12 protein-coding genes are annotated in these 23,356 nt (G+C 39.7%); 7 read left to right on the plus strand and 5 right to left on the minus strand.

Translation table 11 applies throughout. The annotated features are described in order from the left end of the window. The first annotated feature begins 172 nt into the window (after window positions 1-172). Both H8796_RS03675 and H8796_RS03680 read left to right on the plus strand, forming a co-directional pair. A complete protein-coding gene (locus tag H8796_RS03675) occupies window positions 173-880 on the plus strand; it encodes a hypothetical protein (RefSeq protein WP_117936990.1) in 708 nt (235 codons plus the stop codon). A 50-nt stretch (window positions 881-930) separates the two neighbouring features. Beyond that, the gene (locus H8796_RS03680; protein WP_117936992.1) at window positions 931-3,447 is read left to right on the plus strand and encodes a glycoside hydrolase family 95-like protein; all 2,517 of its coding nucleotides are present in this window, start codon (window positions 931-933) and stop codon (window positions 3,445-3,447) included. Window positions 3,448-3,610: 163 nt separating this feature from the next. On the opposite strand, the gene ahpF is transcribed toward H8796_RS03680, so the two are convergent. The 3 genes from ahpF to H8796_RS03695 form a co-directional block, all read right to left on the minus strand. Then, the gene (gene ahpF, locus H8796_RS03685) at window positions 3,611-5,161 is read right to left on the minus strand and encodes an alkyl hydroperoxide reductase subunit F (protein ID WP_117936994.1); all 1,551 of its coding nucleotides are present in this window, start codon (window positions 5,159-5,161) and stop codon (window positions 3,611-3,613) included. Window positions 5,162-5,246: 85 nt separating this feature from the next. Then, on the minus strand, window positions 5,247-5,813 hold the full coding sequence (ahpC, locus tag H8796_RS03690; protein WP_117936995.1) for an alkyl hydroperoxide reductase subunit C: 567 nt from the start codon (window positions 5,811-5,813) through the stop codon (window positions 5,247-5,249). Window positions 5,814-6,555: 742 nt separating this feature from the next. Beyond that, on the minus strand, window positions 6,556-10,521 hold the full coding sequence (locus tag H8796_RS03695; RefSeq protein ID WP_117936997.1) for a hybrid sensor histidine kinase/response regulator transcription factor: 3,966 nt from the start codon (window positions 10,519-10,521) through the stop codon (window positions 6,556-6,558). Window positions 10,522-10,841: 320 nt separating this feature from the next. Between H8796_RS03695 and H8796_RS03700 the strand changes: the two genes are divergently transcribed. From H8796_RS03700 to H8796_RS03720, 5 genes are read left to right on the plus strand one after another with little or no spacing between them, the layout of a single operon-like run. Beyond that, entirely contained in the window at window positions 10,842-13,925 is a 3,084-nt protein-coding gene (locus H8796_RS03700) for a TonB-dependent receptor (RefSeq protein WP_117936999.1), read from the plus strand. Between the two features lie 11 nt (window positions 13,926-13,936). Beyond that, window positions 13,937-15,937, plus strand: a complete 2,001-nt coding sequence (locus tag H8796_RS03705) for a RagB/SusD family nutrient uptake outer membrane protein (RefSeq protein WP_158577285.1) — start codon at window positions 13,937-13,939, stop codon at window positions 15,935-15,937. Window positions 15,938-15,961: 24 nt separating this feature from the next. Beyond that, window positions 15,962-18,757: a SusC/RagA family TonB-linked outer membrane protein gene (locus H8796_RS03710; RefSeq protein WP_187343933.1), complete on the plus strand. Its 2,796-nt coding sequence runs from the start codon at window positions 15,962-15,964 to the stop codon at window positions 18,755-18,757. Between the two features lie 21 nt (window positions 18,758-18,778). Next, window positions 18,779-20,491 carry a RagB/SusD family nutrient uptake outer membrane protein gene (locus H8796_RS03715; protein ID WP_117937003.1) on the plus strand — a complete coding sequence of 571 codons (1,713 nt, stop codon included), beginning with the start codon at window positions 18,779-18,781 and terminating at the stop codon, window positions 20,489-20,491. Between the two features lie 29 nt (window positions 20,492-20,520). Further along, window positions 20,521-22,230, plus strand: a complete 1,710-nt coding sequence (locus H8796_RS03720; RefSeq protein WP_117937005.1) for a hypothetical protein — start codon at window positions 20,521-20,523, stop codon at window positions 22,228-22,230. A 35-nt stretch (window positions 22,231-22,265) separates the two neighbouring features. Here the strand turns inward: H8796_RS03720 and H8796_RS03725 are convergent, their stop codons facing one another. Beyond that, window positions 22,266-22,883: an IS630 family transposase gene (locus H8796_RS03725; RefSeq protein WP_117938167.1), complete on the minus strand. Its 618-nt coding sequence runs from the start codon at window positions 22,881-22,883 to the stop codon at window positions 22,266-22,268. Next, window positions 22,859-23,275, minus strand: a complete 417-nt coding sequence (locus tag H8796_RS03730; protein ID WP_117938168.1) for a helix-turn-helix domain-containing protein — start codon at window positions 23,273-23,275, stop codon at window positions 22,859-22,861. The genes H8796_RS03725 and H8796_RS03730 overlap by 25 nt, the downstream gene beginning before the upstream one ends. Window positions 23,276-23,356: the final 81 nt, after the last annotated feature.

Here is a 23,356-nt window from a genome sequence, read left to right on the forward strand (position 1 = left end):
TATCATTTATATAGAAATTATACTTTCCGGGACAGAGCGATTAGGATTTTCAGTGCAGATTTGGACGTTTCATGATTTGAAATGACTAAAATCTGATGAGCAGAATAGGGTATTCGACTACTTTTGCAACGAAGCAATTTAAAGAAAACGAATACACTTAAATTCAATTATTATGAGAAACTGCTATTTGACTCTGTCACTCATATGCATTTGCAGCGTTTGTTTTGCACAGCAACAGACCAATGACATCAGTACTAAAAATCCGCCAAACAAAGAATGGAACTTCAATAATCTGGATGGATGGGAATATGGACATCAGGATGACAACCCGGATAATCAATGCATATTAGAGAATGGTTACTTACGGATTTTTACCCGGGCTAATTCGGTGGACCGGAAAAAGGTTCGCACTGTAGAACGGATTTATACAACAGGAAGATATACCTGGCGCACTCATATCCCACAAATGGGAATAGGAGATCAATGCAGCGTAGGTTCGTGGATATACCATGACGACCAACATGAATTGGATTTTGAAGTCGGATATGGCAAAGACACAGTTCGCAGGGAATTAAATGCCGCTCCGGACGAAATGATTGCTTATATGACATCGCAGGCATATCCTTTTTCTTCTGTTCCTGTAGTAATTAAGACCGGATGGCATCTGTTCGAAATTGATCTGACATTAAAAGATGGGAACTATTACATCACCTGGTTAATAGACAACGAGCCCAAACATGAACTTCAACTGAAATTTGGAAAAGACATTGCATTCCATATTTTTTGCAGTGTAGAGAATCTTAAATTTATTGGAGACCGACCGACACAGCAGGAAAATTCCGGATTGTTTGATTTCGTCAGATATACATATCATGACTAAATAAATGAACTTAGCACATATTTCTTAAAAGCCCCCCAAAAATTAATACCATGAGAACAACGTTCATTTCACTTTTCCTGATATTCATGAGCACTTGTCTCAATGCGCAAGATAGAGCAGACTACAAATATCTTAATATGTCCTCCTCTCCTTTCAAAGTTGATGAAAGTTATCTGTCAAAACATGATATCGTTTATTTTTCTCCGACTCAATTAGAAGCCGAGGGATTTCCTATGGGAAACGGGAACATAGGAGGCATGATCTGGAACAACGACAATGGTATTGAACTCCAGATAAACAAAAACGATTTATGGAGCAAACCAGATAAGGAAGAAAACGACCTATCCGTCCTAAAGCATGCAGCGCGTCTAAAGATAGATTTCGGTATTCCTGTTTTTAGCTGGATACACTTGAAGAACTTTGAGGGACGATTATCATTACAGAAAGGTGAAACGACTTATAAAGCCGCCACTCCTTATTCGACAACCACTATCCAGACCTGGCTGGCTCATGATCGAAACGTATGGATACTGGAATGTGAAAACCTGCCCAATGAAGAGCTAACAGGAGCTGAACAGAAAGCAACCGTTTCACTCGAAAGGCTCGGCAGTCGTTCTTTCTCCGGATGGTATGCCGGACGATTTCCCAAAGATCCAAAGATAGGCATAGGCAAAACCCAGTCATTGCTCAACGGCAATGATATGATTATTGAAGAAAATGGCGACGGACTGCATTTCGCCGTAGCGTGCAGAATCATAAAAGAACCGGCTTCGCCTGTGATTATCAATTCACATCGCATGGAACAGAAAACGGTTAAAAACAAGTTCACAGTCCTGATTAGTGTAGTGACAGATCGTGAGAATAAGGCTCCTGTAGAAGCTGCCCGAAGATTACTTGATGAAGCGGAAACAGATGGCATTGAACAATTAAAGGCAGATAAAGATAATTGGTACAAAAATTTCTGGTCTAATGCTTTCATGAAATTAGGAGACGATTATCTTGAAAACATCTATTATTTGCGCAGATACCTGATGGCTGCCGGTTCGCAAGGAGAATTTCCTGTTGCATTCAATGGAGGATTGTGGCGTTGGAATCGCGATGTCATGAATTGGGTAACTCCTCATCATTGGAATACACAACAGCAATACTGGGGATTATGTGCGCAGAATGACTGTCAACTAATGGCTCCGTATCTCGACACATACTTCAAGATGATTCCATCGGGAGAAACGCTCGCAAAAGAATATGGAGCATCAGATGATGCATTACTTATCACTGAAGCCCATTGTTTCACCGGAGAGCAGACAGGGAAAGACCGTGAAGATATGAGAAACAACTTTACTCCTGCTTCACAAATAGCTTCTCTCTTTTGGGATTACTATGCATTCACCGGAGACAAAGACTTTCTGAAAAGCAAAGCATACGTTTTCATGAAAAAGGCTGCTAATTTCTATCTCGAGAAATTACAATGGGATGCAGAAAAGAAAGAGTTCTATTTTCTTTCTTCTTTATATGAGTCAGCAGATATCAGCTATGTAAAGAATACGATTAGTGACAGGAATTGCATCGAACAGCTTTTCAGAAATTGTATCAAAGCAGCCACTCTATTAAAGACGGACAAAGATAAAATTGCCCAATGGAAACACGTATTGAATCACTTATGGAAGATTTCTTACGAGCCGTTTGAATCATGTGGAGAAGTTATCGCTCCGGCGGAAGAATACTATACAGAGTTACGATACTCTCCCTGGATGTGGGCGAGTGCCGGCTCAAGTGCCTTTCCAACAGGTCTGATTGGCATTGATGATATAGATTCGCGTATGGGAAAAGCTATAACCAATTTACTGAAATGTCGTGAGAGTGCAAATGCACACTACCCTCTCCCGGAAATTGCAGCACGAATGGGACTTGGAGACGAAGCTCTTAAATACCTAACGAATGGAGTGAACATCCATCAAATGTATCCACAAGGACTGATGCACAATGTCACCGGATATCCGGATAATATTTATGACCTCCAATCCGTTCACGACTTGTTGGGGCATATTTACACTATCCGTTCGCATGATTTCTTCCAATGTGGAATGGAGCCTATAAGCAATTATAGTACAGCAATGAATGAGATGATGCTCCAAAGCAATGAAGACAAAATCAGAGTATTTCCTGCAATACCAGCAGCATGGGATACAACACGAATAGCTTTCACCTTACTGGCAAGAGGAGCATTCATTGTGTCGTCCGAAAGAGATGAACAAACCAAAGTAACCCAGATAGGAATAAAAAGTCTGAAAGGAAATATCTGCAGAGTTCAAAACCCATGGCCAGTTAATAATATTGTGGTTATGTCAGTCAATGATAAAAACAAAGTAAAATATAAAATTGAGAAGAATAATGTGATTACGTTTACCACAATCACAGACGGAGAATATATTGTTAAGCTCAACAGTGATAAAGAAGTAAATGTTCCAACTGTTTATTCCGGAACTCCTAATAGCAAGGTTAAATATTGGAAACAGCGTACTTTAGGTAAAAATAGCGGATGGAACGACAATCCCATCCAACATTAGCCCACATCAAATGAACAGGCCTTTCACTGCCATTCAAAGAGAACGTCATGTTCTCTAAATATGAAATAGCCCTCGCTACAAATCTGTAACGAGGGTATTTTTTAGAGGAGTCATTCCTCCTTTCGCTAATGTTTTGTTTCTGTGCTTTTTATATCTGAATATATCAGATAATTCCTCTCACTCTATCATCAAATGCAGAAAGCGCAGCTTTCGCCCCTTCGCCCATAGAGATAATAATTTGCTTATAAGGAACCGTAGAAACATCTCCGGCTGCATAGATACCCGTCACATTCGTACGGCAATGTGCATCAATCATGATTTCGCCCGGACGGTTGGTTTCCACTATGTCGCGGAATACACTGCTATTCGCAGAAAGCCCGATCTGTACAAATACACCATCCAATTCCACCAAACGTTCTTCTTCCGTTTTGCGGTCTTTGATGCGCAGGGCAGTCAACTTATCACCATTTCCTATCACTTCCGTAGTCTGTGAACTTACAAACACTTCCACATTCGGCAATGATTTAAGTCGCTCTTGAAGTACACTGTCTGCTTTCAACTCATCCATAAATTCAAAAACAGTCACTTTGGAGCAGATACCGGCCAAGTCAATGGCTGCCTCAATACCGGAATTTCCTCCACCTACTACTGCTACCTGCTTTCCTTTATAAAACGGACCATCGCAATGAGGACAGAAAGCAACACCACGACCAATATATTCGGCTTCTCCCGGAACATTCAGTTTGCGCCAGCTTGCACCAGTTGCAATAATCAGTGCCGGAGCCAGGAATTTCTCACCAACAGAGGTAGTGATCTGCTTCTGTTTTCCAACCACTTCTACTTTTTCTACTTTACGATGCTCCAGTAAATCCACCGGATAGCGTAAGAGATGTGTTTTCAGATTATCGGCAAGTTCATTTCCTGTCGTTTCCGGAACAGAGATTAAATTTTCAATACCTACCGTTTCTTTCACCTGTCCGCCGACACGCTCGGCCACGATAGCTACACGGAGTCCTTTACGGGCAGAATAAATAGCTGCCGATATTCCAGCAGGTCCTCCACCGGCTACAATCACATCATATTCTTTCACCTCTGCATTCGCTTTGGTTTCGTCAATACCATATTGTTCTTCCAACTTGGCAAGCAATTCGCCAAATTCACCACGACCTACATGAAGTAATTTTCCGTCTGCAAAGACAGAGGGCACTCCTTGTATCTTCAGTGCATCTACTTCATCCTGATAAAGCGCACCGTCTACCATTTCATGCGTAATAGCCGGATTCAAAGTAGTCATTGCATTCAGGGCCTGCACTACGTCAGGGCAGTTCGTACAAGTCAAGGAAACATAAGTGGTCAGATGTATCGGACCTTTCAGTGCTTTCACACGGTTGCAAACGGCCTCATCGGGAAAGTTCTTTCCTTTGCCATCCTGATTCAGGATAGCCAAAAGCAATGACGTGAACTCATGTCCGTTAGGAATACCCCGGAATGTAATTCCGGTGCGGTCGCCATTCTTCAGTAAAGTAAACTTCAATGCGTCTCCCTCATTCACTACACAAGTGATATGATTGGAACAATCCGCTACATCTCCCAGCAGCTCCAATAATTCTGTTTTGTTTTCGTGGCTGGATGATACGGATATATCAAAAGTAAAGTTTGCCTCCAGCCCAGCAAAAATACCCTTTAATTGTTCTTTTAATGCAGATTCTAACATATCTTTTTCCCTTTCATTTTTTTAAAAGAAAGGCCGGCAGCGTCTCCCGTTACCGGCCTCCCATAATCACCATTATCAAGATCTATCAAATCTTACCTACCAGGTCGATGCTTGGTTTCAGGGTAGACTCACCCTTCTTCCATTTAGCCGGGCAAACTTCTCCGTCATGGCTGGCTACAAACTGTGCAGCTTCCACTTTACGAAGCAATTCACTTGCATCACGGCCAATGTTATTATCATTCAGTTCCACCACTTTAATCTTTCCTTCCGGATTGACAACGAATGTACCGCGATAAGCCATACCCTCTTCTTCGATATATACCCCCAATGCACGGCTCAAAGTGCCAGTCGGGTCTGCCAACATCGGGTATTGAATCTTGCGAATGCTTTCAGAAGCATCATGCCAAGCTTTGTGCACGAAATGAGAGTCAGTACTTACCGAATAGATTTCTACCCCCATCGCTTTGAACTGGTCGTACTTTTCAGCCATATCCACCAATTCAGTAGGACATACGAAAGTAAAGTCAGCAGGATAGAAGAAAAGAATCGCCCATTTACCTTTCAGGTCATTGTTGGTTACAGTCTTGAAAGCTCCGTTGTGAAAAGCCTGAACACTGAATTCAGGAAGTTGAGAATTTAAAATTGGTTCCATAATCTTTATTGCTTTTATTGTTATTAATTGATTTGACTTATAACATCAGAAACAATGTTTTGTTTTTTGTTTCTGGTGCAAAGATAAAGGCAGAAACCCCGCCTTTGCAAAAAAAGTCCAATCGAATATTTCTATGCTATGATAGATGAAATTAATAATATCCATAAAGTTCCATTTTTAAGATTTGTGCTACCACCGAATCGTTCAAATACCCACAACGAAAAAAAACAGCGCATAAAATCACGCATATATATACTATTCCCGATGATTTTATGCATACGAACAGTACTAATATACAGAAAAGAGAAGCTTTCCCCCATTATTCCCCGGTGAGAGACAAAATGTTTCTCACCGGGGAACAAAGTGTTTCTCGGTGTGGAACACTTTGTTTCAAGGTAAGAAACGATTCGAAAGACATAAAGAAGAATTCTAAACGTCTATATAGACGTACTATTTACTCTAGTTAGTATACAGATAAAAACTTATTAATATTATCAAATTGAATAGTTATCAAGAGCTTTTCTATCAATGATTCACCTTATTCAATCTGGAAGATGCTCATTGACAAGAAATAGTCCGATATAATACCACTTCCAAATACATTAATATCAATTCCTACAGATATTTTTCCTTGCTCTCACAACCAACTGCATATTTGAGAAAACAGAATGATTTAATATACAATTTTTCATATCTAGTCTTTTTCAATACTCTCCATGGTATATTCAGTTATATCAGAAAATTATCTGTCCTCTTTCTTTTTATATTCAGACGGCAACTCTCCATAAGCCTCTTTGAAGTATTTTGAGAACTGCTTGGGAGACAGCCCAACCTCGTATGCTATTTCCGAAACACCAAGCTGACTCTTTTCCAGCAATTGTTTACCTCTTTTTATCCGGATAGCCCGAATAAATTCTATTGGAGATTTTCCTGTTATCGTCATCAGCTTCTTATATAAATGTCCTCTTGTCATTCCAATAGCAGAACTTAATTCCTCCACTGAAAATTCCGGATTACTGATATTCTCCTCAACCAACTTAATAGCTTTACTAATCAGTTGCTCATCCAAAGAGCTAATAGTGATCTCACTAGGTTCAATATCTATTGTTTTAAATTTATTGTAGTTCATTTTTCTCCATTCCAAAAGCTTATTGATACGCAATAATAAAATATCGAGATTAAAAGGCTTGGTTATATAATCATCAGCCCCTTCTTTCAGACCGCTTAATACATGCTCATCGGCAGCCCGCGCTGTTAATAAAATAACAGGAATATGAGAGAATCTGATGTCTCCCTTTATCTTATTGCAAAGCTCAAGTCCATCCATTACAGGCATCATAACATCACTAATCACCATTTTTACAGGTTGATGGCTCATCACAGAAAGAGCCTTTTTACCATTAGGCGCAGCAACGACAGGATAGTGTTCCTTCAAACAGTCTATTAGAAATTGACGGAAATCATCATTGTCTTCCACAATCAGAATAGGATAATCGTTTTCAGTGCTCTCCATGTCTTCCACCGGAACGATTTCTCCCACCTGTTCTTCTTCGGAATATTTCTCATAAGTCAGGCTGATAGGAAGCGTTATAACAAACACAGTACCCCGGGGAAGATTGTTCTTAACTTCTATGTTTCCACCATGCATACTCACATACTCTTTTACAATATGTAACCCGATACCACTTCCGATATAATCAGAAGTATGTGTTTCCTGATAAAACCTCTCGAAAATAAGTTCTTTACCATCCTCACTGATTCCTATTCCAGTATCCGCCACCTGAATCCTTATCTTTTCAGCATTCGCTTCCGTAATTTTATCGACTGTTATGGTTATACTCCCATTCTCTGTATTGAATTTGTATGCATTTGAGAGCAGATTCATTAAAATACGCTGAATCTTATTCCGGTCAAAATCCATCTCAATAGACGGAGATTTCAAGATCAACTTCAACTGTATACCCTTTTTATTTGAATAAGGTTCAAAAGAACCGCATGTTTCTTTAATGAATTCCGAGATGTTTCCGTGTGATAGTTTAAGTTCACTCTTTCCATTCTCCAGCTTTCTTAAATCCAATAATTGATTCACTTCTCCCATCAATATTTCTGCATTGCGATGCATCAGTTTCAGATCTGATTTCACCTGATTATCAGAAATAGACGAAGCGAGTAACTTCTCCAGAGGAGTTATGATAAGAGACAATGGCGTACGTAAGTCATGACTGACATTGGTAAAAAAACGCATTTGAGCCTCATCAATTTCATGCTGTTTGGCTACATCCAACTCTAATTTCTGCATCTTTAGCTTGAATTTAGCTTTCCGCCGTATATACATAATTGAAGCAGCCACAATCGCACATATAAAAATCATGTACAAGATATAAGCTGTTGATGATAACCAGAATGGAGGATTTATATGGATAGTTAACGACGATATCTCATTATTCTGGTATTCATCGCCAATAACTTTCACCTGCAAATTATAAGTCCCCGGATGCAACTTATTAAAGGAGATCGTATTTCCATTGAGTTGAATCCATTCAGTGTGATCTTCAAGCCGGTATGCAAATAAAGTTTTATGCAACGCCTGATAGTTCAAAGAAGACACATCAATGGCAAAGTTATTGTTAGAATAATCCAACGATATTTCTTTAAGAAGCTGAATATTCTTGTTTAGCAGAACACGTCCGTTTATAACCTCATCTACCTCAATTCTTTTGTTTGCAATATACAAGGCAGTAAATTCCACCTTCGATTTATAAGGATTATACGGTACCGGTTCGGGCATGGTTTTAATATATCCACCTATTCCTCCCATCATGATTTCCCCATTCTTTTTACACCATATAGAATGATTATTAAACATGATATTACCCAAGCCGTCCTCATTATAATAACGGTAACACCTGAAAGTAGGCATAAGAGACATGGGATCATTAACGACCACAATATTAGTTACCCCTACATCTGTTGTTACCCATATATTCTTGTTATGGTCTTCAGTGATCCCCCTGACAAAATTGTGAGACAACCCATTATTTGAATTTAAATTAGCTATAGAGTCTTGTGTCTCATTATAAATCCAAAGCCCTTCTTTTCCTCCAATCCATAATAACCCACGGCTATCCCGATATACGCAACTAATAAAAGAGTCAAGTTGCCGTTTATGAGCACTATTCTTAGATAGTTGAGAGACTTGACGGGAATATGTATCTATTACATGTAAACCGGCAGTGGTTGCTATGTACAAATTTTGTCCATATTGACAGTATAAATCTGTAATACTATTAGAGGCTATAGGAACGTCATCCACAGTATAATCTGTAAAAGTACCATTGGTTTCATAACAATATAACCCTTTTACTACGGTTCCAATCCATATATTTCCGGCCATATCTTCATTGATGCTCCTAATATCCTGAAGAGGATTCTCTTTTCCATTCACATTACTATAATGAAGACTGGTAAATTTTCCTTTCTCATAGTAAAAGACTCCTCCCCCATACGTACCGAACCATATTCTATTTTTAGAATCAAGGAAAGAACATACAATCAAATTCTCCGAAATACTTCCATCCCGATGATTATACTTGGTCAAACTATTAGTTACCGGATTTATATAGGTGATTCCGTCTCCATCAGACCCCAACCAAATATTGCCATTATTATCTTCCAACACACAGCTAATATCATCCTGTTCCGAAATGTTTCGCCGTTTGAAAAGTGTATTATTTAAGCATGTATATGCAACTCCTCTTTTGCTTGTACCTACCCACATGATATTCTGCTTGTCGTGATAAAAACAATTTATGTGATTGGTAGGAATAGAAAACTGGTTACTTTTTTCATACTCTATTTCAGAACATTCATCACTGCTTGTATTATAAATTGTGATTCCCGTATTATCCGTACCGATCCATATATTTCCTTTACCGTCGTCCATCACTGCCGTTACAAAATAATAAGCACGATTGTCGCGGTCCGTAAAAACTTTCAGTTCTTTAGTTTTAGGGTTATAATATCGTAATGCATCTTCTGAAGAATGTGGAGTATAAAACCATAAATTAAATGCAAAATCCAAATACATTCTGTGGTGAGGATAAGTCGACAAGGATAGAAAGAGCTCATCCGAAATTTGTTTGGTTTTAAAATCAACCTTCCGAACCTGTCCATTCGTGAATAAGACATAGGCTTGTTTATTCCTACATTCGATCCATTTTATCTGGTCATTTGGAGATAATATAAAGTCGGAGAATCTGTTTTTATCTATTTCATAATAAATTAATTTATCACCTGTAGAAAACCAGATATTATTATCATAGTCAACAAACAAAAGCTTTATTTCACCTTGAATATCTACCCCCTGCAATATACCAGTAATATTGTCATCAATACAGTCTTTTACACGATCATACACAAAATACTTTTCACCGGCTTGAATCCAGATATTCTTGTTCTTATCCTCTTTGATACTATATATACTACTTTGAATGGCTATAGAATAATACTTAAAATTATAGCCATCATAACGACTTAGACCATTACCACTGATAAACCACATAAAACCATAGCTATCCTGCAGAATACCATATATATAATTATCAGGAATCCCATCCTTGACATCAAGAGATTTAAAATTAAAACTTTCAATAGGACGGATACAAATGGAAACAAAAAGAAGTCCTATCAATAATATGTATTTCTTCATATAGTACTGTTATAATTATTGTTATAGGCAAAGATACGATTTTAGAGCAATCGTTTGTTCGTATTATGTATCAGAATACTATCCCATTTGTATTATTTACCTTGCAAGAACGATGTCTTACGAGTCAGAACGGGCGATCACCCACAACTACCCAATTGTATTTAATAACCGTATCTTTTGTATTTTGTCGCATTTGAGCTATATCTATGATTCATTTTAGGAATGTACTATATTAAATTATGTTCATTTTTGCATAAGATTCTTTGCGAATCTATCATAAGAATTTATATCTTTATTATTAACTTTAATTTAATTACACAATGAAAAAACAGAATGGATTGAAATTGTGGGGGTTACTTGCAATATGCCTTGTAATACCTCAAATCATTTCAGCACAATCAACCATTACTGTACGCGGAACCGTTATTGATGATGCGGGCGAAACGATGATTGGGGTTTCGGTGCAAATCAAAGAAACAAAAAGCGGAACAATTACAGATTTTGATGGTAAGTATTCAATCAAAGCACCTGCCAATGCCACCTTGGTATTTTCCTATGTCGGCTATAAAACAAAGGAAATACCTGTTGCAGGAAAGAGTCATCGCGATGTAACGCTCGAATCCGACGCACAGGCACTAGATGAAGTCGTTGTTGTAGCTTATGGTGCACAGAAAAAAATCACCATAACAGGTGCTGTAAGCAACGTGGGAGGAGAAGAACTCTTAAAGTCACCCACAGCTTCCTTGGGAAACGCTTTATCAGGTAAATTGTCAGGTGTATCATCCGTACAATATTCAGGTATGCCGGGAGGAGACGACCCGGTTATACAAATTCGTGGAGTTGGTTCGCTCAACAATTCCAACCCGTTAGTGTTAGTTGATGGAGTAGAACGCTCCTTTAACCAAATAGACGCCAATGAAGTAGAAGACATCTCTATCTTAAAGGATGCTTCGGCTACAGCAGTATTTGGAGTACGCGGAGCCAACGGTGTGATACTTATCACAACCAAACGTGGTGAGATAGGCAAAACAAAGATCAGTTTTTCCGGTTCTTACGGGATTCAACAGGTTTCAAGTTTTTTAGATATGGTTGATTCCCATACCTGGGCGAGTTTATATAACAATGCTCAATTAGGAGATGGGACTTCTCCCGACCAACTGCGCTTTTCTGAAAAAGCTATCCGACATTTCAAAGACGGAGACCAGCCTCTCCTGTATCCCAGTGTTGATTGGCTCGATTATGTAATGAAAGATTCTGCCCCCCAACAACAATACAATGTTTCTGTATCAGGAGGTAATAAAACGGCCCGTTATTTTGTATCAGTAGGTATGTTGTCACAAGATGGATTGTTCCGTTCCTTTTCTCAAGATAAAAATTCAAACTTCAAATACAAAAGGTACAACTATCGTGCCAATATAGATCTTACCTTGAATAAAAGAAACGAATTATCCATCAATGTCGGCGGTCGTATAGAAGATCGATACGAACTGGCAGCAGGAGAAGAAAGTGTTTTTGGCAGTTTACTCAATGCTGTACCGTTCGCCGGATATGGTATTGACGACCAAGGGCGTCATATTACGGCGAATAAAAGCTATGTCGGAGATTATGATAATGATGGACTATCTGCTTTTTACGGTCAGGGATATAATCGCAAAACAACCAATGTGTTGAACTTAGACCTTATATATAAGCTCAAACTTGATTTTATTACTCCCGGCCTCGACTTTAAGGTGAAAGGTTCCTACAACTCCGATTATACACAGCAAAAAAGACGCACTGGATCTGGGGTAACTTATGAACCGCTCTTGTTAGACGATGGGACTATAGCCTTGCGAAAAAGTGGTGATGTGTGGAACCTAGGATATGAAGAATCGTATTGGTTCAATCGCAACTGGTATGCAGAAGCCAGTTTAAACTATGCCCGTAAATTCGGTAATCACGACTTCACAGCACTTTTACTATATAATCAAAGCAAGTACTATTATCCGGAACCACAAGACAAAAAAATACCAAGTTATATAGATATACCTCATGGATATGTAGGCTTGGTAGGACGAGTAACCTATAATTATAAAACCAAGTATCTGGCAGATTTTAACATCGGTTACAATGGCTCTGAAAATTTTGCTCCCGGATATCGCTATGGATTATTTCCTTCGGTATCGTTGGGGTGGATCGCATCGTCCGAAAATTTCTGGAAACCTTTAGAAAAAGTAATCTCTTATTTTAAACTGCGCACATCTGTTGGACAAGTCGGCAACGACAATATGAATGATATGCGTTTCCTTTATTTATCGGGTACCTATAAAATTAATCATGGCAACGGATATAACTTTGGCTTAGGCACATGGCTCGGTAATGCATACGAAGAGACAGCAGGTAACCCGTTCATTACTTGGGAAACCGCCACTAAATGGAATTTTGGTGTCGACATGAAATTCTTCAACGATAAACTCAGTGCCAATATTGACGTTTTCTTTGAAGACAGAAAAGACATATTAATTGACAACGCCGCTAAACTACCGGGTATTACCTCGCAAAAATCCAGTTCTGTAAATGAGGGACGTGTGAAAAACAAAGGATATGAGATAGGGCTTTCATGGTCAAGCAAAATTGGAAACGATTTCCGGTTTACGATAAACCCGAGTATCACATACGCCCGGAATGAAGTAATTGAAAATGGAGAAGTACGCCCACAGTACCAACATTTATCAGGAAAAGGGCACCCTGTAGGTCAACGAACTGGCTACACGTTCTTTGAATTCTATGATCCCGGAAATACAGAAAGCAGATATCAACAAGCCTACGGCACAGCTATGCCTGAGCAAATGGTATCTCTAAAGCCCGGAGATTGTGTATATGTGGATATTACCAATGACGGTGTAGTCGATGAAAATGATGTTTGTGCCATGTATTATAGTGACATTCCCGAATACAACTTTGCTGCAAATATTAATTTACAGTATAAAGGATTCGACTTTTCTATGCTATGGACAGGTGCAACCCATGTAACCCGTAATCTACAAGGTGTTTACAGACAACAGTTTGGCGCAATGAACAGATCAAATATGTTACAATGGGTTGCCGATAACAGTTGGACACAGGAAACGGCCCAAACAGCAACCCTCCCTCGCCTGTCCTTTATCAGTAAAGAAAACAACTCTGTCAATTCCAGTGTATATTATGCTGACGCTTCCTACGCACGATTGAAAAATGTAGAGTTAGGATATACTTTCAAGAAAATACCGGGCATTCCGCAGGTATCCAACCTCCGTGTCTATTTCTCGGGGTATAACCTGCTTACATTCTCCAAGTTCAAGGCCAATGACCCTGAAAGTCCATCCGATAAAATTAAATATCCTCTGACACGTATTTTCAATTTCGGATTAAATGTTAACTTTTAAATTGTATGACGATGAAATATATAAAATCAAAATTAGCAGTTTGGTCTTTGGTGCTAAGCATGCTTATACCAACCTTCGTAAGTTGTGTTGACGATTTTGCTGTGGGCGACTCCTTTCTAGATAAACAGCCGGGAGTGGACGTTACCTTAGATACCATTTTCTCGAAAGCCGAGTATGCACGGATGTTTCTTTGGGATAGCTACAAACATATCTATAACGGATTATCCGGACGTACTATTTATAACGCTGTAATGCCGGAAGCACTTAGCGATGTAGTTCACTCCTTCCTGGGATGGGGTGGCGTAATCAATCCTTATTATGCAGGCATGCACTCAGAAGCCGGAAACGGCAGTTATTCTGTTGATAAAATGGCATTTATTGGTAATAACGATCGCTTTGGAATTTGGGAGGCAATACGTAAAAGTTGGATATTTATTGAGAATATAGACCGTGTTCCCGATATGGATAGCAAAGAAAAGGCTCGCCTTAAAGCCGAAGCTAAATTAATAATTGCCACCCGTTATTTCGATGGAATATGCCACTTTGGGGGACTTCCTTTGGTAGATCATGCCTATGAAATCGGAGAACAATTCAAAGGGGGGTACGTAAGCGGAATAGTAGGTGAAGGAGAATTTGTACCGGGACGTGCTACCATTGAGCAAACAGCTACATTCGTTGACAATCTCCTTTTACAGGTCATCAACGAATCCGAGCTTTCATTTGCTATCGGCGACTATTTGAATGAAGGCGGACGTCTTAGCAAAGGTGGCGCTTATGCTTTACGAGCCAAACTATGGCTCTTTATAGCTAGTCCTTTGTTTAATGATACAGAGCCGTATCGGCAATACGATACCCCTCCAGTGTTTCCCGCAGGTTTTGGAGACAATGTAGACCCATTGCTTCGTATATGGTTGGGGCATAAAGATGAAAGTCTTTGGACTAAATGTGTTGAGGCTTGCGAAGATTTCTTCAAGGAAAACCAAAAGGCAGGTACTCCTTATGCTCTTGTGCAGCCTGCCGGAAATTCAGAAGGTGATTACCGCCGTGCTTATCGTTCAGCTTATTTTTCGCGAGGAACAACAGAAAAGATAATTGAAGTTAGAGGTGAAGGGAATGGCTACAGTGATGGCGAATACCTGTTGGAATGGGGAGCTAATGTGCCGGGAAATGTATCACACTATGGAGCTCATGCTCCGACAGTGGAATGGTTTAATATGTTCCCCTGGGCAAACGGTAAAAATTTTGATGGCCAGCGTGTATACAATACGCAGAACCTTGAAAACCTTGACATATTTGCTAATCGTGACCCACGTCTCTATGAAAGCATGCTTGTTCCGCAACGGAATATCAACAATTTCTATAATACTTATCAGAACAAGGATATTGATTGTTGGCAAGGCGGTAATCTGATTTCGGGAAACTGGTGGTTTACAAGTGGATATAATGCACACGGATTCGGACAATTCAAATGGGTATTGGATTATAGCCATATGGGTGACGAACGTTATTCATGGCCTTATCTGCGTATGGCAGATATGCATCTTATCTATGCTGAAGCATTGGCTCAGGCAGGACGTTCAGGCGACGCAATCAAAGAAGTAGATAAAGTACGTGCACGAGTTGGTTTACCTTCTTTAAGTGTAAACACAGATCTTAATCTCAGCGACAAAAATGTATTGGTAAATGAAATCTTGCGTGAACGTGCCTGCGAACTTGCTCTTGAAAATAGCCGGTTACTTGATCTGATCCGGTATAAAAAACAAGATGTATTTTGTTCTCCACTTCATCGCATGACTATTTATGCAAAAGATGCCCAAACCGGAGAGAAAACAGAGATTCCTTTCAGCCAAATGAATGGCGTATGGCCCAAGTTCATTTATGAAACCACTGTGATCTCCACTTTTGCAAGAGTTTGGTGGAGTGGAAACTGGGATAATAAATGGTATCTCTCTCCGATAAATAGACAAGAGATAAATAAGGACTATGGGCTTTCACAAAATCCTGGATGGTAATACCCTTTTTAATTCAATAGCATTATGAATAAATATATATCGAGAATCTGTTTGGCTGGCGTATTGGCATCTGCCTTGACAGCAAACGCACAGAATAAGCTGCAAGATAAAGACAGTATTAAGGTAGATTTGGGATTCGGTGTGGAACAAAAACTGTCTGTCTCATCAGCTGCCGCAACCATAATTACCTCAGAAGAACTGAAACAAACATCAGCAATTAATCTCCCGGATGCGCTGTACGGACGTTTGTTAGGACTAACGGCATTAAAAACCGGTGGTTTCTCCGGTGATGATAATTATGGAGCATGGTTTAATATACGAGGAGAGCAAACCACTTCGGAAAATGGGATATTAATCTTAGTAGATGGAATTAAACGCCCCATCGACCGTTTGACAGTGGACGAGGTGGAGTCCGTTACGGTACTTAAAGATGCAGCAGCCGTGGCACTGCTCGGTTACAAAGGTGTAAACGGAGCCTTATTGGTAAAGACCAAACGGGGAAAGGAAGGAAAACTGAATGTAGATGTGTCATATAACCACAAGTTCACTTTCTCTCCGAAGATTGCCGATTTTGTGAATGCCGAAACGTATGCAAAGGCTACAAACGAAGCGCGGGTGAATGACGGATTGGCTCCAACCTATTCTGAACTCGAATTGGAGCTGTTCAAGTTTGGTAGTGACCCTTATTATTATCCGAATGTCGATTGGAAGAATGAAGTTCTAAAAGATGTAGGTTCAGAAGATCAAGTGAATGTTGCTATCCACGGAGGCAGTGACAAAGTGAAGTATTTCACCATGCTTGATTATACAGGAAGCAGAGGTATGCTTAAAGGAACCAATCAGAGTGATTTCGATTCCCAATTGCGCTATTCCAAAGCTAATATTCGTGTCAATCTGGATTTCGCTGTTACTCCAACTACAAATATGGCAGTGAATGTACTTGCCAATTTTATCGAAACCAACGGACCTGCATCGAGCAGCGGAAACGATATTTTCTATCAACTCTATCGGCTTCCAGCAAGCGCTTTCCCTGTAAAAACGCCCAATGGAGTGTGGGGAGGTAATCAGAACTATGGAGATGCCAACCCTGTGGCACGCATACAAGATACCGGTCGAGGGAAAACCCATCAACGAGCTTTATATGCCGATGCTCGTCTGACACAAAATCTTAATTTTTTATTAGACGGTTTGAGCGCCTCTGCCCGAATTGGATATGATAATTATTCGCGTATTAACGAAAGTCATAGCAAAAGCTTTCAATATGGATATGTAGAATATACAGGCGACACAGGTGACAAGAATAAATCCAAAGAGGTTCTTTATGGAGATAAGGTAAATAGTTTAACTTATAGCAAAGGATTGAACAACCAATGGCGTTCTTCCCATTTTGCTTTATCGCTAGATTACCAGAAAGCGTTTGGCGACCATTCTCTAGCAACCTCCATCATTTATAATACGGAATCAGAAATCGGCATGGGCCAATACAATACGTTCTATCGGGCCAATATCATGGGCTATTTGAACTATGCATGGAGACAAAATTTAGTGGCAGATATAGTATTGGCAGCCAATGGTTCTAACCGTTCTTATCCCGAAAAGTGGGCATTCTCTCCAACGATGTCATTGGCATATATCTTTGCCAAAAAAGAAGACAGTCCTGTGCTTAACTATGGTAAAGTGAGAGGATCATTTGGTATCCAACATACCGATTATGTTCCCATCGAAGGCATTTGGCTTGAAAATTATGGTGGCGGCCACGGAAATGTAGTATTTAAACCTAGCTACGACGGCAGCTTTTGGGGGACCTATCTTTCATACTATCCGCTCAGCAGCTTTTCCCTCGAAACGGCTTATAAGTATGACATAGGAGTCGATCTGCGTTTGTTTAAAAGTCTGGATGTAACGGCAGACGTGTATTACAATCGCCGCAGTAACATCATGCTAAGTGCCAATGACCTCAACTCTTGGGTGGTAGGGCGTCCTAACTCCTATGCTGCCAAAGGAAAGGTAGATAGCTATGGAGTGGAACTCGGACTGAATTATGTAAAGCAATTCAATAAAGATTTTCTGCTCCGTGCCGGTGCTGCCTTCACATGGGGAACCAATGAAATTGTAGATTATATAGAAAACCCGTCGGAAGATTACCAATCACGCATCGGGCAACGTGTTAGTCAAGCTCAAGGACTCGAAGCTATCGGTTTCTTTAAGGACGAACAAGACATTGCCAAAAGTTCTGTACAACAGTTTGGTCAAGTACGACCGGGTGATATCAAATATAAGGATCAAAATAAGGACGGAGTAATCAACGAGAGTGATGAAGTCTATTTTGGTTATGGAAGCAGTGTACCGGAAACGAATTACTCATTTACGATTGGTACTCAATACAAACGTGTAGGGTTCAATGTTCTATTTCAAGGCATCTCCGGTTTGACTCAATACTTAGGCACAACAGGAGTTTGGGATTGTGTGAGAAATAACAATAATCTTTCAACGCATTATTTGGAAAATGCCTGGCGTCCCGGCAGTGACAATGCTAATGCACTTTATCCGAGACTCACATCTCTGGACAATCCCAATAATTACAGAGCAAATAGCGTGTGGTATAGTAATATCAATTGGTTGAAGTTACGGAATGTAGAAGTCTATTACTTACTTCCTGAAAACTGGTTGAAAAAAATATCAGTTTCCGATGCAAGGATCTATGTCAAAGGAGAAAACTTATTGACTTTCTCCAATATGGATGTGATGGACCCCGAACTTATAAATACAAATTATCCTACTATGAAGGGGGTAAGCATCGGATTCCTCGTTAATTTTTAAATCAATAGAATAACGAATATTATGAAAAGAATAGCTACATATTTGATAGTCGCAGCATCACTCATACTGAACGGATGTGTGGACCTCAATTACAGTGAGGTGGTAACGAACGATGAAGATTGGGTATATGACAGCCCGATTTATGGAATCGAAAAGTTGGTCAATGATATTTATGCACAATTTCTGAACGAATTTGAGAACAATTATGATGGAGCTTTTAGAGCGTGCGCTACCGATGAAGCCGATTATGCGTTATCAGGTTCAGATGTACATAGATTTTATAATGGTGGATGGACACCCAACAATCCGTTGCCAGAATACTGGAAAAACAATTATACCGCCATTCACGAGGCCAACAACTTCCTAGAGAAACTGGACAAGATATCATTGGAAGATTACATCTACAGTGTAAGCGAAGGAACAAACTATCCGGAGTTGAAAGCTCGTTTTGAACTGTTCCCTTATGAAGTCAGAGCACTCAGGGCCTATTATTATTTTGAGCTGGTCAGAGCGTATGGTGATGTACCTTTAGTACTCTCGACACTGACCATATCAGAAGCTAATAATGTAGAGCGGACCCCGGCAGACAAAGTTATAAAGTTTATAGTCGATGAGTGCGATGCCATAGCAGAGTACTTACCCATCAATTATCAAAACGAGATGAGTCAACAGTTGGGACGTACCAATCGTCCTTTCGTACTGGCTCTGAAGGCCCGTACGCTACTATATGCTGCTAGCCCACTTTTTAATCCCAACAACGACAGGAATAAATGGGAGGCAGCTGCTAAGGCCAATAAAGAAGTGATTGACAGATGTGCGGAATGGGGAATTGCATTAGATACGTATGCTTCTTTATGGGGAAATAATAGTTTTGTGAATAAAGAAATCATTTTCGCAGTAGCAAAAACAGAAGATAATACTTTTGAAAAACAAAACTATCCCATAGGTATCGAAGGAGGCCAAAGCGGGAATTGTCCAACACAAACACTGGTCGACCAATATGAGTATCAGTCAGGACCTTATGCAGGAAGGACTTTCGGAGAGATGCATCCCGGAACAATCGATTTGACCAGTGGCGCTCCTTATAACGGTTTGGATCCGCGTTTTGGAATGACAATCGTGAAAAACGGAGATCTTTGGCCTTTAAACAGCAATCAGCAGATGCCAATACAGACATATGAGGGTGGTTTTAACGGTTCACCAAAGTACAATGCCACACGTACCGGATACTATCTGAAAAAGTATGTGGACGGGAATACTGATTTAACACCCAATGTAAACAGCAGTTTCAGACATGCATGGATTGTTATGCGTCTTGCCGAGTTTTATCTGAACTATGCAGAATGTATATATCATATTACCGGTGATGCTGATTCAAAAGGAGATTATGGAATGTCAGCCAATGAAGCAATCAATGTGGTACGTGACCGTTCTGATGTTATGATGCCTCATTTTACTGGCAATCCCACAGATTTTCTAGTACGCTACGAACGGGAACGATTAATCGAATTTGCTTTCGAAGATCAGCGTTTCTGGGACGTACGCCGATGGAAAAAGGGAAAAACCTACTTCAAAACAATAGAAGGTGCCGAACTGGTAAAACAGGGTAACGGAAATATCATTTTAACCCGTAAAGCATTTTCTCGTCAGTGGGATGAAAAATATAATAAATTTCCGATTCCTTATTCTGAAATCAAGAAAAATACCAAATTGTATCAAAATGAAGGTTGGTGAAAATATTAATGATATAAAAATATAAGTATATGAGAAACAAGATATCATACCTTTGGATTATTACTGCCATCATTCACATGTTCTTTTTTACAGCCTGTGAGGATGAGACAGAACAGGATCAGGCTGCCGGGCTGGCATTAAAAGCATATAGCCCGACAGTAGTAATGGCAGGAGGCGAAATGGTAATAACAGGAAGTGGGCTGAACCAAGTAAATTCAATCCTTTTCCCCGGAAATATAGAAGTGACTGATTTTGAAGTGGTAACATCCAATCAAATCAAGTTAATAATTCCCAGCGGCATAGATGAAGAAGGTGGTTTCCTAAAAATTGCTTCAGAAGATAAAACGATTGAGAGCTCGGTTGCAATGAGATTAGCCAAACCGGAATTAAATTCTATGGACCCGGGAGATGAAGTCAAGACCGGACAAGAACTAACATTTAAGGGTGTTGATCTGGAATGTATCAAACAGGTAATTTTTCCTGCTAAAACAGAAGATCGACAAATTGTAATCAACGCTATCGATTTTATTCGCAAAGCATCTGATAATCTCAAAGTAAAAGTCCCGGCAGGAATAAAAAATGGAATGGATAGAATAATCCTCGTTGCAACGGATGGAACAACTTTAACATCTGAAGAAATAAAGCTGATACCTTCAGAAACAGGAGGAGAAAATATCCTATGGGAAGACAATTTCGTAATTGGAGACTGGGATACCACATTAAATTTAGATGTGAGCTATTTCCAAAAACTTGCCATTGGTGATAAACTCCGATTCTATTTTACTCCGACCCCAGGTGATGGCTGGCAGCAAATAGATCTTCGTGACAGTGCGGATGGAACTTTCCCGGGATTTGAATTTAAATGGCTTGGAGATTATCCGGATGGATATGCCGATTTAGAAGTCACCCAAGATGCGTACAATCGCATTATGGTAGGCGGTCTACTTGTACGGGGAGCCTTTTATACCTTAACTAAGGTCGAATTGATTAAAGGATCTCCAGTGGATCCCAGCTCAAATGTGATATGGGAAGGTGAATTTAAATCTGACAAAGCAGAAGGTGAGGATGGTTTTCTTAGCTTTAAGTTGGAGCCGAGTTATCTTTCTAACCTTGCTGTGGGACAAACTATTCGTATTTATTATAAATTCGACGAGAGAAACTATACTGGCTACTGGGGGCAAGGTCTTTCCGGAATAAACCTTCGCTCTGGTAATGACGACAATGACCTTACCTTTGGGAACCCCCAAATCACAGATTTTCAGGATATGCAACTCACCGATGTTGGATATTACGATTTGGTTGTTACACAAGCAGTGTATGACTGTATTAATCCCAATGGTACAAGTCCGGGACTTCTTATTCGCGGCTGGAAATATATTCTAACAAAAGTGGAACTTATTCAAGATGATCCGATAGAGCCATCCAATGTGATATGGAAAGGTGCAATTGATTGGGGAGAAGGTAATGACCTGCTTTTAGATAAGGACAAATTTCAGAATCTTTCGGTTAATAACACGATCCGTTTCTATTTTACGCCGTCCGATGAAGGTTGGCCACAAATAGACATTTGTGATAGTAATTGGAGCAGTTTCGAAGGCTTAGGATGGATAGGGCTTGACAATTTCCCTGACGGATATGCAGATTTAATAGTCACACAAGATGTATACGACCGAATTATGCAGGGTGGACTACACATACGTGGTTATTTTTATACATTGACTAAAGTTGAACTTATATAATAAATAATATAATAAGTAACTGTTCAAAATTAATTTTACAAATATGAATAATTCACGAATAAGTTCGTACCCACAGACGCCAAGGCCCTGTTCGTACAATAGAAAAGCGAGTCCGTAGTCTCGTAATCTATCGGTCTTATCCATTTACCCTTAAGTATACGCCAAAGAATCTCGGCAGGATTAAGTTCTGGAGAATAAGGTGGAAGATAGAAGAGGAACAATCCTCTTTTCTCCCAAATTTTCCTCAGTTCTTTAACTTTCCGATTTCTATGAACAGAAGCATTGTCCAAGACAATTACAGTCTTCTTCGTTACATTGAAAGAGAATCTGTCAAGATAGTCCACAATCTTGTCTGCGTTGATGGACTCTTTTGTGGTAAAGCCTTTATATTGGTTCCTTTTGGTAATCATGCCAAAAATATTAAGCCGGGCAGCTTTCTCGGATGGGATGTAAATATCCTCATTCTTGAATTGCCAGCCATATGGAACATAACCATTTGTACAGACATGACTTTCGTCGGCATAATATAGCACAAGTTCTCCTTTGGAATCAAGTTCTTCAAGTTCTTGCAACTTCTCTTTCTTGTATGCGTAGAGCTGCGGTGAGGGTTTGCCCCTTGGGCGTTTTCTTATACGCTTATATCTTGCACCAATGTTTCTAAAAAACGTTTGAAAGTAATATCACTGGCTTCTTTACCAGTCGCATTCTGCCATGCTTCACGTGCTTTGGACACACTCTGACGGTCTTCCTCAATTGCCTTGCGGACTGCTTCTTCATCAGAACAATCCATAATAGGCTTTCGCCCCTGACCAGGACGTGTCTCCAAGCCTTTGATGCCATTTTCTTCATAACGTTTTACCCATGTGTAGACAGTAGGTACTGTTACCTCAAGCATTTCTGCTATTTGGGGAGCTGATTTACCTTCTGACTTCAGCAATATGGATTTGCATCTGATACGAAAACTATGAGTAGGGCCATTATGATAGCCTTTCTCTAATTTGAGGCGATCAACCTCTGATAATTCAAGTACTTTTATTGGTTTCATAATTCTATTTTTTCTATAAAACGGAAAATGAACCATATTAGTACTGATATATATAAATAATTTAGATCACCTACTTATGAA

The organism is Bacteroides sp. M10 (assembly GCF_014334015.1).
GTDB classification, from domain to species: domain Bacteria; phylum Bacteroidota; class Bacteroidia; order Bacteroidales; family Bacteroidaceae; genus Bacteroides; species Bacteroides intestinigallinarum.